This is a genomic window from Enterobacter sp. R-1.6.2, assembly GCF_035064085.1.
In the GTDB taxonomy this organism is placed as follows: domain Bacteria; phylum Pseudomonadota; class Gammaproteobacteria; order Enterobacterales; family Enterobacteriaceae; genus Enterobacter; species Enterobacter asburiae_B.
On sequence record NZ_JASEYI010000010.1, the window covers coordinates 81798 to 96900 of the forward strand.

12 protein-coding genes and 2 tRNA genes are annotated in these 15103 nt (G+C 53.3%); 3 read left to right on the forward strand and 11 right to left on the reverse strand.

Annotation, left to right across the window (positions count from 1 at the left end; all coding sequences use genetic code 11):
• The 4 genes from infB to QMN93_RS12685 all read right to left on the reverse strand — a co-directional run bounded on the left by infB (position 1) and on the right by QMN93_RS12685 (position 4980).
• Positions 1–2688, reverse strand: a complete 2688-nt coding sequence (infB, locus tag QMN93_RS12670) for a translation initiation factor IF-2 (RefSeq protein WP_029739629.1) — start codon at positions 2686–2688, stop codon at positions 1–3.
• Between the two features lie 24 nt (positions 2689–2712).
• Positions 2713–4215, reverse strand: a complete 1503-nt coding sequence (gene nusA, locus QMN93_RS12675) for a transcription termination factor NusA (protein WP_029739628.1) — start codon at positions 4213–4215, stop codon at positions 2713–2715.
• 28 nt (positions 4216–4243) lie between these two features.
• Entirely contained in the window at positions 4244–4696 is a 453-nt protein-coding gene (gene rimP / locus QMN93_RS12680; protein ID WP_014833432.1) for a ribosome maturation factor RimP, read from the reverse strand.
• A 207-nt stretch (positions 4697–4903) separates the two neighbouring features.
• Positions 4904–4980 (reverse strand) — tRNA-Met (locus tag QMN93_RS12685).
• A 287-nt stretch (positions 4981–5267) separates the two neighbouring features.
• Between QMN93_RS12685 and argG the strand changes: the two genes are divergently transcribed.
• Positions 5268–6614, forward strand: coding sequence for an argininosuccinate synthase (gene argG / locus QMN93_RS12690; RefSeq protein ID WP_024906366.1), 1347 nt, complete (start codon positions 5268–5270; stop codon positions 6612–6614).
• Between the two features lie 185 nt (positions 6615–6799).
• Here the strand turns inward: argG and QMN93_RS12695 are convergent.
• The 6 genes from QMN93_RS12695 to rlmE form a co-directional block, all read right to left on the reverse strand.
• Positions 6800–6886, reverse strand: a tRNA-Leu gene (locus QMN93_RS12695).
• 9 nt (positions 6887–6895) lie between these two features.
• Positions 6896–7228 carry a preprotein translocase subunit SecG gene (gene secG / locus QMN93_RS12700; RefSeq protein WP_058841638.1) on the reverse strand — a complete coding sequence of 111 codons (333 nt, stop codon included), beginning with the start codon at positions 7226–7228 and terminating at the stop codon, positions 6896–6898.
• A 223-nt stretch (positions 7229–7451) separates the two neighbouring features.
• Positions 7452–8789, reverse strand: a complete 1338-nt coding sequence (gene glmM, locus QMN93_RS12705) for a phosphoglucosamine mutase (RefSeq protein WP_045888050.1) — start codon at positions 8787–8789, stop codon at positions 7452–7454.
• Entirely contained in the window at positions 8782–9630 is an 849-nt protein-coding gene (gene folP / locus QMN93_RS12710; RefSeq protein WP_023309340.1) for a dihydropteroate synthase, read from the reverse strand. The genes glmM and folP overlap by 8 nt, the downstream gene beginning before the upstream one ends.
• A 98-nt stretch (positions 9631–9728) precedes the next feature.
• Positions 9729–11663 carry an ATP-dependent zinc metalloprotease FtsH gene (ftsH, locus tag QMN93_RS12715; protein WP_029739626.1) on the reverse strand — a complete coding sequence of 645 codons (1935 nt, stop codon included), beginning with the start codon at positions 11661–11663 and terminating at the stop codon, positions 9729–9731.
• Positions 11664–11765: 102 nt separating this feature from the next.
• The gene (gene rlmE, locus QMN93_RS12720) at positions 11766–12392 is read right to left on the reverse strand and encodes a 23S rRNA (uridine(2552)-2'-O)-methyltransferase RlmE (protein WP_003861812.1); all 627 of its coding nucleotides are present in this window, start codon (positions 12390–12392) and stop codon (positions 11766–11768) included.
• 127 nt (positions 12393–12519) lie between these two features.
• Between rlmE and yhbY the strand changes: the two genes are divergently transcribed.
• Complete coding sequence (gene yhbY / locus QMN93_RS12725) at positions 12520–12813, forward strand: ribosome assembly RNA-binding protein YhbY (RefSeq protein ID WP_003861814.1); 294 nt, start codon at positions 12520–12522, stop codon at positions 12811–12813.
• Between the two features lie 151 nt (positions 12814–12964).
• On the opposite strand, the gene greA is transcribed toward yhbY, so the two are convergent.
• On the reverse strand, positions 12965–13441 hold the full coding sequence (gene greA / locus QMN93_RS12730; protein WP_014171793.1) for a transcription elongation factor GreA: 477 nt from the start codon (positions 13439–13441) through the stop codon (positions 12965–12967).
• Between the two features lie 228 nt (positions 13442–13669).
• On the opposite strand from greA, the gene dacB reads away from it, so the two are divergent.
• Positions 13670–15103: a serine-type D-Ala-D-Ala carboxypeptidase gene (gene dacB, locus QMN93_RS12735; RefSeq protein WP_033146743.1), complete on the forward strand. Its 1434-nt coding sequence runs from the start codon at positions 13670–13672 to the stop codon at positions 15101–15103.

A 15103-nucleotide genomic window follows, 5' to 3' on the forward strand; every position in this document is an offset into this window, starting at 1 on the left:
TTAAGCGATGGTACGCTGAATTTCGATGATCTCGAACACTTCGATCATATCGCCAACGCGAACGTCGTTGTAGTTCTTCACGCCGATACCACATTCCATGCCGTTACGGACTTCGTTAACGTCATCTTTGAAGCGGCGCAGGGATTCCAGCTCGCCTTCGTAGATAACCACGTTGTCACGCAGTACGCGGATTGGGTTGTGACGCTTGATGTTACCTTCGGTAACCATACAGCCCGCGATCGCACCGAATTTCGGTGATTTGAACACGTCACGTACTTCAGCCAGACCGATGATCTGCTGTTTCAGCTCAGGAGACAGCATGCCGCTCATCGCTGCTTTCACTTCGTCGATCAGGTTATAGATGACGGAGTAGTAACGCAGATCCAGGCTTTCGGCTTCAATTACTTTACGCGCAGATGCATCCGCACGAACGTTGAAGCCAACCAGGATAGCGTTGGAGGCAGCAGCCAGGGTCGCGTCAGTTTCGGTGATACCACCTACGCCAGAACCGATGATCTTCACTTTCACTTCGTCGGTAGACAGTTTCAGCAAGGAGTCGGAGATCGCTTCCACAGAACCCTGAACGTCAGCTTTCAGAACGATGTTCACTTCGTGAACTTCGCCCTCGGTCATGTTGGCAAACATGTTCTCGAGTTTAGATTTCTGCTGGCGAGCCAGTTTAACTTCACGGAATTTGCCCTGACGATACAGCGCAACTTCACGCGCTTTCTTCTCGTCACGCACAACGGTCACTTCGTCACCGGCAGCCGGAACACCGGACAGACCCAGGATTTCCACTGGAATGGACGGACCCGCTTCCAGAACTTCCTGACCCAGTTCGTTACGCATCGCACGAACGCGGCCGTATTCGAAGCCACACAGAACGATGTCGCCCTTGTTCAGGGTACCTTCGCGTACCAGAACGGTTGCAACCGGACCACGACCTTTATCCAGGAAGGATTCGATTACCGCGCCGCTCGCCATACCATTACGGATCGCTTTCAGCTCCAGTACTTCAGCCTGCAGCAGGATCGCGTTCAGCAGGTCGTCGATACCGGTACCCGCTTTCGCAGATACTGGGATGAACTGCGCTTCACCGCCCCACTCTTCCGGCATAACGCCGTACTGAGACAGTTCGTTCTTCACGCGGTCCAGATCGGCTTCTGGCTTATCGATTTTGTTGACTGCAACAACCAGAGGCACCTGCGCCGCTTTCGCGTGCTGGATAGCTTCGATGGTCTGTGGCATCACGCCGTCGTCTGCGGCAACAACCAGTACAACGATATCCGTTGCCTGAGCACCACGAGCACGCATTGAGGTAAACGCTGCGTGGCCTGGGGTATCCAGGAAGGTGATCATGCCGTTTTCGGTTTCTACGTGGTAAGCACCGATGTGCTGGGTAATACCACCCGCTTCACCAGAGGCAACCTTAGTAGAACGAATGTAGTCAAGCAGAGAGGTTTTACCGTGGTCAACGTGACCCATGATGGTCACAACCGGTGCACGCGGTTCAGCCGCAGCGCCAGTATCACGGTCGCTCATTACTGCTTCTTCCAGCTCGTTTTCACGACGCAGGATAACTTTGTGGCCCATCTCTTCAGCAACCAGCTGTGCGGTTTCCTGGTCGATGACCTGGTTGATGGTCGCCATGGCGCCCAGTTTCATCATCGCTTTGATGACCTGAGAGCCTTTAACCGCCATCTTGTTCGCCAGATCGCCAACGGTGATGGTTTCGCCAATCACGACGTCACGGTTAACGGCCTGAGCAGGCTTCTGGAAGCTCTGCTGCAGAGCGGAACCTTTACGCTTACCGCCTTTACCGCCGCGAACAGCAGCGCGTGCTTCTTCACGGTCAGCTTTGGATTCAGCGTGTTTGTTGCCTTTTTTCGCCGGACGCGCTGCTTTTGCATTACGGCCACGGCCACGACCGCCTTCAACTTCACGGTCGTTATCATCTTCAGCCTGACGCGCATGCTGAGAAGTGGTCACGTGATAGTCGCTGGTGTCTTCAGTCGGCTCAACGGTATTCACACCATTCTTCTCGTTTTCTTCTGCCATACGGCGCGCTTCTTCGGCGACGCGGCGAGCTTCTTCTTCCAGCTTACGGCGGGCTTCTTCTTCCGCTTTACGCTTCAGCTCGGCAGCTTCATTTTCACGGCGGGCTTTTTCAGCCTGGGCGGTTTTGGTCATTTCGTCTGTCTGTTGATTGCTCACTTTGTCTTTTTCCGCAGCGTCACGCTTCACTTTATCACTTGCGTCGCGTTTCGCTTTTTCTGCGGCCTCACGTTCAGCTTTTAATTCTGCTTCACGTTTGGCGGTTGCTTCCGCCTCACGCTGAGCTTGTTCTTCCGCTTCACGCTGTGCCTGCTCTTCCGCGGCAAGGCGTTCTGCCTCTTGCGGATCACGTTTTACAAAGGTGCGCGTCTTGCGGACTTCAATTTGGACCGATTTGCTTTTGCCACCGGTACCAGGGATGTTTAACGTGCTACGCGTTTTGCGCTGCAGCGTTAACTTGTCAGGCGTAGAACCGTGTTCACGGTTCAGGTGCGTTAACAAGGTTTGTTTTTCTTGCGCGGTCACCGAGTCATCAGCGGACTTCGGGATCCCTGCATCAGCAAATTGCTGTACCAGGCGGTCCACGGAGGTCTGAATCTCAGCAGCCAGCGATTTTACAGTTACATCAGTCATGCTGTTCCTTCCTGCTACAGTTTATTACGCTTCGTCGCCGAACCAGCAAATATTACGTGCGGCCATGATGAGCTCGCCGGCTTTCTCGTCGGTTAAACCTTCGATATCAGCCAGGTCATCAACGCCTTGCTCAGCGAGATCTTCCAGCGTACAAACACCACGGGCAGCCAGCTTGAACGCAATCGCACGATCAAGACCTTCCAGATTCAGCAGGTCATCAGCCGGCTTCTTATCGCCAAGGCTTTCTTCCTGAGCCAGTGCCAGGGTGGTCAGTGCGTTTTTAGCGCGTTCACGCAGGGCTTCAACGGTTGGTTCATCCAGACCGTCAATTTCCAGCAGCTCTTTCATTGGCACATAGGCCAGTTCTTCCAGCGTAGAGAAACCTTCTTCAACCAGAACAGTGGCGAAGTCTTCGTCAATATCCAGGTATTTAGTGAAGGTATCGATCGCCGCATGGGCTTCAGCCTGATGCTTAGCCTGCAGGTCATCAACGGTCATTACGTTGAGTTCCCAGCCGCTCAGCTGTGACGCCAGGCGTACGTTCTGGCCGTTACGGCCGATTGCCTGCGCCAGGTTGCCCGCTTCAACAGCGATATCCATGGTGTGTTTGTCTTCGTCAACAACGATAGACGCCACATCAGCTGGAGCCATTGCGTTGATCACGAACTGCGCCGGGTTGTCATCCCACAGAACGATATCAATACGTTCGCCGCCCAGCTCAGTCGAAACTGCCTGAACGCGCGCACCGCGCATACCGACGCAAGCACCGACCGGGTCGATACGCTTGTCGTTAGTTTTCACCGCAATTTTCGCACGGGAGCCCGGATCGCGAGCCGCCGCTTTAATCTCGATAACTTCTTCACCGATTTCCGGCACTTCGATACGGAACAGTTCTACCAGCATTTCTGGTTTAGAACGGGTCACGAACAGCTGTGCACCACGCGCTTCAGGACGAACGGCGTACAGAACACCGCGAATACGGTCACCTGGGCGGAAGTTTTCACGCGGTAGCATATCTTCACGCAGGATCACGGCTTCAGCGTTACCCGGCAACCCTTCGGATTTGATCTCCAGGGAGATGTTGTCGCGGTTCACTTTCTTCACCACGCCGGTGATGATTTCGCCTTCCTGATCGCGGAACTGATCGACAACCAGCGCGCGCTCGGCTTCGCGCACTTTCTGCACGATAACCTGTTTAGCGGTCTGGGTCGTGATACGGTCAAAGGTCACAGATTCAATCTGATCTTCAACGTACTCGCCCACGTTCAGACTTTCGTCTTCAAAACGGGCAGCTTCCAGCGTGATCTCTTTGGTCGGCTGGGTCACTTCTTCAACGATTACCCAACGACGGAATGTATCGAAGTCACCGCTTTTACGATCGATTTCTACGCGAACATCGATCTCTTGTTCGTATTTTTTCTTGGTTGCTGTAGCCAGTGCACTTTCCAGCGCTTCGAAAATCTTCTCACGCGGCAGTGATTTCTCGTTGGAGACGGCTTCAACAACAGCCAAAATTTCTTTGTTCATCGCGGGCTTTTCACCTCAATCCAGACTGTTAAAAGTGGGGAACCAGGTTCGCCTTCTGGATATTACTCAGCGCGAACACTTCATCTTTGCCTTCGACTGTCACCGTGATCATTTCACCATCAACGGCTTTGATAATTCCCTGCCATTTACGGCGGTTCTGTACGGCCATACGCAGAACGAGAGCCACTTCTTCACCGGTAAAGCGCACATAGTGCTCGGCCGTGAACATCGGGCGATCGAGGCCAGGTGAGGAAACTTCCAGGTTGTACGCAACGGTAATCGGGTCTTCAACATCAAGAACCGCACTCACCTGGTGGCTGACATCAGCACAATCATCAACATTGATGCCATCTTCACTATCAATATAGATGCGCAGCGTCGATGTACGGCCGCGAACGAATTCGATGCCGACCAGTTCGTAGCCCAGTGCTTCGACCGGTGCAGTAATCATCTCTGTTAATTTTTGCTCTAATGTGGACAAGCCCACCCCCAAGACATAAAAAAAGGGCGTAAAGCCCAGTTATTCTGTAGTCAGATAACAAAAAACCCCGATAAATCGGGGCTTTAGATAACTGAACCCTATAGCCACAACTGTGGCCTGGAGCACTTTCCGAAAGAATTTTTTCAAATCCAGCTACGAAGGCTCTAAGTCTTCACAGTATATTTGAAAAAGAACTTTATGGGAAAGTGGTTGCGGGGGCCGGATTTGAACCGACGACCTTCGGGTTATGAGCCCGACGAGCTACCAGGCTGCTCCACCCCGCGCCTGAAACGTGGCAAATTCTACGCGTTTTGGACAGAATTTGCAAATAATGCTGGGATTTGGTACCGAAGACGGGACGTAAAATCGGCGTTTAGTATATTGATAGTTGACCCCACCTGTCAACCCAACTTCCGCCAGATCGATTAGACCAAAATTTTTACAAAAAACGCACGACTCTCTTCCGGTCTTCGCCAAAAGATGATTAAATGAATACTCACTTATTTTGCATAAAAATGCACAAGAGAGCGAAAGCGGTCTCTAATCAGTCAATCAAGCAGGGTTTTATTCTATGACGACGATTCTCAAGCATCTTCCGGTAGGACAACGTATTGGCATCGCTTTCTCAGGCGGCCTGGATACCAGCGCTGCACTGCTGTGGATGCGCCAGAAGGGAGCGGTTCCGTACGCCTATACTGCGAACCTGGGTCAGCCGGATGAGGACGACTACGATGCCATTCCTCGTCGCGCTAAAGAGTATGGTGCAGAGAACGCGCGCCTGATTGACTGCCGTAAGCAACTGGTCGCTGAAGGTATCGCGGCTATTCAGTGCGGTGCGTTCCATAACACCACCGGCGGCCTGACCTATTTCAACACCACCCCGCTGGGCCGTGCGGTCACCGGCACTATGCTGGTTGCGGCGATGAAAGAAGACGGCGTCAACATCTGGGGTGACGGTAGCACCTATAAAGGTAACGATATTGAACGTTTCTATCGTTATGGCCTGCTGACCAACGCCGAACTGCAGATCTACAAGCCGTGGCTGGATACCGACTTCATCGACGAGCTGGGTGGCCGTCATGAAATGTCCGAGTTTATGATCGCCTGCGGCTTCGACTATAAGATGTCAGTCGAGAAGGCCTACTCCACCGACTCCAACATGCTGGGTGCGACGCACGAAGCGAAAGACCTGGAATTCCTGAACTCCAGCGTGAAGATCGTTAACCCGATCATGGGCGTGAAGTTCTGGGACGAGAACGTAAAAATCCAGGCTGAAGAAGTGACCGTGCGTTTCGAACGCGGCCATCCGGTTGCGCTAAACGGTAAAACCTTCTCTGATGATGTTGAGCTGATGCTGGAAGCTAACCGTATTGGCGGTCGTCACGGTCTGGGCATGAGCGATCAGATTGAAAACCGTATCATCGAAGCGAAAAGCCGTGGCATCTATGAAGCCCCGGGAATGGCACTGCTGCACATCGCTTACGAGCGTCTGCTGACCGGCATTCACAACGAAGACACCATCGAGCAGTATCACTCTCATGGCCGTCAACTGGGTAAACTGCTGTATCAGGGCCGCTGGTTCGATCCACAGGCGCTGATGCTGCGTGATGCGCTGCAGCGTTGGGTGGCAAGCGCGATCACCGGTGAAGTGACGCTGGAGCTGCGTCGCGGCAACGACTACTCCATCCTGAACACCGTGTCTGACAACCTGACCTATAAAGCAGAGCGTCTGACCATGGAGAAAGGTGAATCCGTGTTCTCACCGGACGATCGTATTGGTCAGCTGACCATGCGTAACCTGGACATCACCGATACCCGCGAGAAGCTGTTCAACTATGTTGAGAATGGCCTGCTCTCCGCCAGTTCAGGTAACGGTCTGCCGCAGGTTGAAAACCTGGAGCACAGCGATAAGAAGTAATCGCTGATGTAACGTGCAAAAGGCGTCCTATGGACGCCTTTTTTTTGGACTTTCGTAGGGCGGGTAAGCGCAGCGTCACCCGCCATTTTGCCCGGTGGCGCTGCGCTTTCCGGGCCTACAAAACCACACCTCAGAATATGCAGACGAAAAAAAAGACGTCTTTCGACGTCTTTTTTCTGGAATATTGGTACCGAGGATGGGACTCGAACCCACAAGCCCGTTAGGGCACTACCACCTCAAGGTAGCGTGTCTACCAATTCCACCACCTCGGTACAGAATACTTAGTGCGGGATATCGCTGCTTGGCTTAGCCGGTGCAGCTGGCTGAGTTTGCTCAGTTTTCGCTGGCGCGCTCAGATTTTCCCACTCGCTTCCTTTGCTGGTCTTGTTGCTGTTGATATTGCCAAGCACAAGGCTGATGATGAAGAACAGCGTAGCCAGAATCGCCGTTGTGCGGGTCATGAAGTTCGCAGAACCACTTGAACCGAACAGCGTACCGGAAGCGCCTGCTCCGAAGGAGGCTCCCATATCAGCGCCTTTACCTTGCTGCAGCATGATCAGCGCTACGAGAGCGATGGCTACAATAAGGAAAATAACTAAAAGAGCTTCGTACATAATCAACCTGTTCCTTGCGGATTTGCCGCATACCAATGCTTCGACCAATTAGCAGGATTTTTGTTTCCCACTGAAGCGGGTGTGAATACTAACCAAAGCGAATGACCTTCGCAAGGGCATTTTTGACGCATTGTATCAACTGCGGAAAAAAACAGCAAAAAGCCATTAATTGCTTAAAACAAAGGCGACAAAAGCCGCCTTTTTATACATTTAGCGTGCACGATTATGCAGCTTTTACAGCATCCGCAATACGGTGTGCAAATTCGGTTACCTGCGCTTCGTCTTCACCTTCCACCATCACGCGGATCAGCGGTTCAGTACCGGACTTACGCAACAGCACACGTCCACGATTGCCCAGGGCCGCTTCAACGTCAGCCATCACCGCTTTAACGTTCTCATTTTCCAGAGGATCGCCTTTACCGGCAGTGAAGCGTACGTTAACCAGGATCTGTGGGAACATTTTCATCCCGCTGCACAGATCGTGCAGGTTCATATGGTTGCGCGCCATTGCGGCAACCACCTGCAGCGCGGCCACGATACCGTCCCCGGTGGTGGTTTTGTCGAGCAGGATAACGTGACCCGAGTTTTCTGCGCCGATGCGCCAGCCCTTCTCCTGTAGTTTTTCCAGCACATAGCGGTCACCCACTTTCGCGCGGACAAACGGAATACCGAGCTGTTTCAGCGCCAGTTCCAGGCCCATGTTACTCATCAGCGTGCCCACCGCACCGCCGCGCAGCTGGCCCTGACGCAGGCCCTCACGGGCAATGATGTAGAGGATCTGATCGCCGTCGACCTTGTTACCTTCGTGGTCGACCATGATCACGCGGTCACCGTCGCCGTCCAGGGCAATGCCCAGGTCGGCTTTCTCTGCCAGAACGCGTGCCTGCAGGGCACGAACATCAGTTGCACCCACCTGCTCGTTAATGTTCAGACCATCCGGCTCGCAGCCAATGGTGATGACTTTCGCACCCAGTTCGCGGAAGACATTCGGGGCGATGTGATAGGTCGCGCCGTTTGCACAGTCCACCACAATTTTGAGGTGAGCCAGGCTCAGCTCATTCGGGAAGGTACCTTTACAGAACTCGATATAACGGCCCGCCGCATCAACGATACGGTTCGCTTTACCCAGCTCTGCGGAATCTACACAGGTGATCTCTTTTTCCATTTCGGCTTCAATGGCTTCTTCTACGTCATCCGGGAGCTTGGTGCCGTCAATGGAGAAGAATTTAATGCCGTTGTCGTAGAACGGGTTGTGAGAAGCTGAGATAACAATCCCCGCTTCCGCACGGAAAGTGCGCGTCAGATACGCGACAGCAGGCGTTGGCATTGGGCCCGTAAAGGAAGCGGACAGTCCAGCCGCCGCCAGACCCGCCTCCAGCGCGGACTCCAGCATATAGCCGGAAATACGGGTGTCTTTACCGATAATGATCTTACGGGAACCATGACGCGCCAGCACTTTGCCAGCAGCCCAGCCGAGCTTCAGGACAAAATCAGGAGTGATGGGAGCATCGCCTACACGCCCACGGATACCATCGGTACCAAAATACTTACGATTACTCATAGCGTTTGTTTTCCTTCGCTGCCAGTGTGGCTTCCACCACACGCATGGCTTCTACTGTTTCTTTGACGTCATGGACACGAATAATGTGCGCGCCCTGCATCGCCGCAATCACCGCGCAGGCCAGGCTGCCGCTCAGGCGTTCGCTCGGCCCCACGTTCAGCAACTGCCCAATCATCGACTTTCTCGACATCCCCACCAGCAGCGGCAGGTCAAAGTGATGGAATTCCGATAAGCGCGCAAGCAACGCATAATTGTGGGAGAGATTTTTACCGAAACCGAACCCCGGGTCGAGCAACAATTTCTCTTTTGGGATACCTGCACGTTCGCAGCGCGCAATATGTTCAATAAAGAAGCGATTCACGTCGGCAAAGACATCGTCATACTTCGGTGCTTCCTGCATGGTTTTCGGTTGGCCCTGCATGTGCATCAGGCATACCGGTAACCCGGTCTCTGCCGCAGCTTCAAGTGCGCCGGGCTCAGTGAGCGAGCGAATATCATTGATAATGTGAGCGCCCACTCTCGCCACTTCACGAATCACTTCGGGTTTAGAGGTATCAACGGAGATCCATACTTCAAACCGCTGCGCGATAGCTTCAACCACCGGCACCACGCGCGCCAGCTCTTCTTCCACAGACACGTCAGCCGCACCAGGACGCGTCGATTCGCCGCCCACGTCAATAATGGTGGCACCCGCATTAATCATTAGATTCGCGTGTTTAACCGCCTCGATAAGCGTGTTATGCGTGCCGCCGTCAGAGAAGGAGTCAGGGGTAACATTCAGGATCCCCATCACATGGGGATGTGAAAGATCGAGATGCGAGTCCTGAGCGAATAATTTCATGGCGAAATCCCTGGTATCTATATCGTTAAACAGAAATGAAAAACCCCGGAGCAAGCTCCAGGGTTTGAGGTACAGACAAACGCTTCAACAGCAGTGACTTACTTATCGCCCAACTGTTCTGACATGGTGTTGCCCGGGTTTGGCGTACGCGGTTCATCAACCGGACGCGGCGCACGCGGGGTGCCATTGTTGTCAGAATTATTGGAAGCGCCTGGGTCTTCCCAGCCAGCTGGCGGACGCACTTCACGGCGCGCCATCAGGTCGTCAATCTGCGGTGCATCGATGGTCTCATATTTCATGAGCGCATCTTTCATCGAATGCAGGATGTCCATATTGTCGGTCAGGATCTGGCGTGCACGTGCATAGTTACGCTCTACCAGAGATTTTACTTCCTGGTCGATGATACGAGCCGTCTCATCGGACATATGTTTCGCTTTAGCCACAGAACGGCCGAGGAATACTTCACCCTCTTCCTCTGCATACAGCAGCGGACCGAGTTTGTCGGAGAAGCCCCACTGCGTCACCATGTTACGCGCCAGGTTTGTCGCAACTTTAATGTCGTTGGACGCACCGGTAGAAACATGTTCCACACCGTAGATAATCTCTTCTGCCAGTCGACCGCCGTACAGGGTCGAAATCTGGCTTTCCAGCTTCTGACGGCTGGCGCTGATCGCGTCGCCTTCAGGCAGGAAGAAAGTCACACCCAGCGCACGACCGCGCGGAATAATCGTCACTTTATGCACCGGATCGTGTTCCGGCACGAGGCGACCGATAATCGCGTGACCCGCTTCGTGGTATGCCGTGGACTCTTTCTGCGCTTCCGTCATCACCATGGAGCGACGTTCCGCACCCATCATGATTTTGTCTTTCGCTTTCTCAAACTCCACCATCGACACGACGCGCTTGTTACCGCGAGCGGCAAACAGAGCAGCTTCGTTGACCAGGTTCGCCAGGTCAGCACCGGAGAAGCCCGGGGTACCGCGCGCAATGATTGCCGCGTCGATATCTGGCGCCAGCGGTACGCGACGCATGTGAACTTTCAGAATCTGTTCACGACCGCGAACGTCCGGCAGACCCACAACAACCTGACGGTCGAAACGGCCTGGACGCAGCAGCGCGGGGTCAAGTACGTCCGGACGGTTAGTCGCCGCGATAACGATGATACCTTCGTTACCTTCGAAGCCGTCCATCTCAACCAGCATCTGGTTCAGCGTCTGTTCACGTTCATCGTGACCACCGCCCAGACCTGCGCCACGCTGGCGGCCCACGGCGTCGATTTCATCAATGAAGATAATGCACGGTGCTGCCTTTTTGGCCTGCTCGAACATGTCACGCACACGAGATGCACCGACACCCACGAACATTTCAACGAAGTCAGAACCTGAAATAGTAAAGAACGGCACCTTCGCTTCGCCCGCGATGGCTTTCGCCAGCAGGGTTTTACCGGTACCCGGAGGGCCAACCATCAGCACGCCTTTCGGGATCTTACCGCCCAGCTTCTGGAAACGGCTCGGTTCACGCAGGTACTCAACCAGTTCACCCACCTCTTCTTTCGCTTCGTCACAACCGGCGACGTCAGCGAAGGTGGTCTTGATCTGGTCTTCCGTCAGCATACGCGCCTTGCTCTTACCGAACGACATGGCACCTTTGCCACCGCCGCCCTGCATCTGGCGCATAAAGAAGATCCAGACGCCGATAAGAAGCAGCATCGGGAACCAGGAAATGAAGATAGAAGCCAGCAGGCTTGGTTCTTCTGGCGGCTCACCTACCACCTTGACGTTTTTGGTCAGAAGGTTATCAAGCAGCTTAGGATCGTTCACCGGGATGTAAGTCGTGTAACGGTTACTATCTTTCTTGGTAACGTTGATCTCACGTCCGTTGATACGCGCTTCGCGAACCTGGTCCTGATTGACCTCCTGCAGGAAGGTAGAATAATCCACCTTGCGGCCATTCGACTCGCTGGGCCCAAAGCTCTGGAATACTGACATCAGCACAACGGCAATGACCAGCCAGAGTATTAGGTTTTTCGCCATGTCACTCAAGGGATTAACCTCATATTACAACTGTGTTAAAAACAGCGTCAGGATACTCTATATCCAGTTTCATTCAAACTTTCGCCTGAAATCTACCGGTTATCATTTTCGCCCGGTCGCTACAATATACACTTCTCGGGAACGGGCCCGGGAAGAGTCCGGCTTACGAACTTTAACCTTCGCAAACAGGGAGCGAATTTCCTTAAGATACTCCTCGAAACCTTCGCCCTGAAACACCTTCACAACAAAACTACCACCAGGCGCTAGTACATCACGACACATTTCTAACGCTAGCTCCACCAGATACATGGCGCGGGGGATATCCACCGCCGGTGTTCCGCACATATTTGGTGCCATATCAGACATGACAACCTGGACCTTACTGTCACCTACACGATCAAGTAACGCTTTCAGCACTAATTCATCACGAAAGTCGCCCTGAAGGAAGTCGACACCGACGATGGGATCCATTGGTAAAAGATCGCACGCGATGATTCGGCCCGTTCCGCCGATCTGCGTTACCGCATACTGGGACCATCCGCCAGGTGCCGCACCGAGGTCTACAACCGTCATCCCCGGCTTAAAAAGTTTGTCACTTTGCTGTATTTCATCAAGTTTAAACCAGGCACGGGAACGCAACCCCTTTTTCTGTGCCTGTTGAACATATTTATCGCTAAAGTGTTCCTGAAGCCAGCGGCTGGAGCTGGCAGAACGCTTTTTACCTGTCATTTAACATTTCCGTCCTGGTTCATCGTTACCTGCCTGTGACGTAAATTTCTACGCAGCTATTTGGCGATATAAGGGAGATGGCGGTAGAATGAACCGTTTTCAATCCCAACGTAAGCAAAAATATACGATGAATCTGAGTACTAAACAAAAACAGCACCTAAAAGGTCTGGCACATCCGCTCAAGCCTGTAGTCATGCTTGGCAACAATGGTTTGACCGAAGGGGTGCTTGCCGAGATTGAACAAGCGCTGGAACACCACGAGCTGATCAAGGTGAAAATCGCCTCTGAAGACAGAGACACTAAAAACCTGATCGTGGAAGCCATCGTGCGCGAAACCGGCGCCTGTAATGTACAGGTCATCGGTAAAACGCTGGTGCTCTACCGCCCATCTAAAGAGCGTAAAATCTCGCTGCCACGCTAAGGATATCCTGAATCAAACACATTTTATGTGTGAAACGAGGGATTTCTGTCAGCAGGCGAGCAAAATGCCATGCTCCTTGAGTTGATAAAAGGCCGCTATGCGGCCTTTTTCTTTTCTTTACAATGTATCAACATCTTAGTAGAGAAGCGAATTACAGGTATTCAACCTTAATAATTTCGTATTCCACTTCACCGCCAGGGGTGCGAATGGTGACAACATCGTCCTGCTCTTTGCCAATCAGGCCGCGAGCAATCGGGGAGTTCACTGAAATCAGGTTCTGTTTGAAGTCTGCTTCATCATCACCCACGATGCGATAGGTCTGCTCTTCGTCGTTGTCCAGGTTCAGCACGGTCACGGTAGAACCAAAGATCACACGCCCGTTGTTAGGCATTTTGGTGATATCGATAACCTGTGCATTGGACAGTTTTGCTTCGATATCTTTAATACGCCCTTCACAGAAGCCCTGCTGCTCACGCGCGGCGTGGTATTCAGCGTTCTCTTTCAGGTCGCCATGCTCGCGTGCATCCGCGATAGCGGCGATGATTTCAGGACGACGCACGGATTTCAGGAAATCCAGCTCTTCGCGCAGTTTTTCGGCACCACGTAAGGTCATCGGAATAGCTTGCATTTGTTATACCTCTTAAACATTCCTGTTGGGAGCAGTGTTCCCTGCTCCTGCCCCCCTAAGCGGGCAAGAAGCAAAAAGAAAACCGACCCGGGAGCAATGCCCCAGGTCAGCAGCAATTTTTCAATTTGATATGCATTTTACCGCGAAGTTCACTATGGGTCATCGTTTACTTTGCAGTGCCATGCACCGTAGTATGACGGTTTGTTTTCGGGTTGTTAGCGCGAGATTATGCGATTTTCCAGATTTATCATCGGATTGACTACCAGTATAACGTTCACCGCCCAGGCCGCGAATGTTGATGAGTACATTAATCAGCTCCCCGCAGGCGCGAACCTTGCCCTGATGGTGCAGAAGGTTGGCGCACAGGCTCCCGAGATTGACTATCACAGTCAACAGATGGCCCTGCCTGCCAGTACCCAAAAGGTGATCACTGCCCTCGCTGCCCTGCTCCAGCTCGGGCCTGACTTCCGTTTTACGACCACACTCGAGACCAAAGGTAACGTCGAGGGTGGCGCACTGAAAGGCGATCTTATCGCCCGTTTTGGCGGCGATCCGACCTTTAAGCGCCAGGATATCCGCAATATGGTTGCGGTACTGAAAAAATCTGGCGTGCAGAAAATTGATGGCAATGTACTGATCGACACGTCCATCTTTGCCAGCCACGATAAAGCCCCAGGCTGGCCGTGGAACGACATGACCCAATGTTTTAGCGCCCCGCCCGCCGCCGCAATCGTTGACCGTAACTGCTTCTCGGTTTCGCTTTACAGCGCGCCAAAGCCAGATGATTTAGCGTTTATCCGCATAGCGTCCTACTACCCGGTCACAATGTTTAGCCAGGTCCGCACGCTGGCGAAAGGCTCCCCGGATGCGCAATATTGTGAGCTGGACGTCGTGCCGGGCGATCTTAACCGCTTCACGCTTACCGGCTGCCTGACGCAGCGCGCCGATCCGCTGCCGCTGGCCTTTGCGATACAGGATGGAGCAAGCTACGCGGGTGCCATTCTGAAAGATGAGCTGAAACAAGCGGGCATAACCTACACCGGCACGCTGCTTCGCCAGACGCAGGTCAATCAGCCCGGCACGGTCATCGCCAGCAAACAGTCTCCTCCGCTGCACGATTTACTGCGAATCATGCTGAAAAAGTCGGACAACATGATTGCCGACACCGTGTTCCGCATGATTGGCCACGCGCGTTTCGGCGTGCCGGGAACCTGGCGCGCGGGTTCAGACGCCGTTCGTCAGATCCTGCGCCAGCAGGCCGGGATCGAGCTGGGTAATACCATCGCCGTCGATGGCTCCGGATTATCGCGTCATAATTTGATCTCTCCGGCCACGATGATGCAGGTGCTTCAGTACATTGCACAGCATGACACTGAGCTAAACTTTATTTCAATGCTGCCGCTGGCCGGGCATGACGGTTCGCTGCAGTATCGCGCCGGGCTTCACGCTGCCGGCGTGGATGGCAAAGTATCCGCTAAGACAGGCTCGCTGCAGGGGGTTTACAACCTTGCAGGCTTCATCACTACCGCCAGCGGACAACGCATGGCATTCGTGCAGTATCTTTCCGGCTATGCCGTCGAACCGACCGACCAGCGCAATCGCCGTATTCCGCTTGTTCGCTTCGAAAGCAGGCTTTATAAGGACATCTACCAGAATAACTAG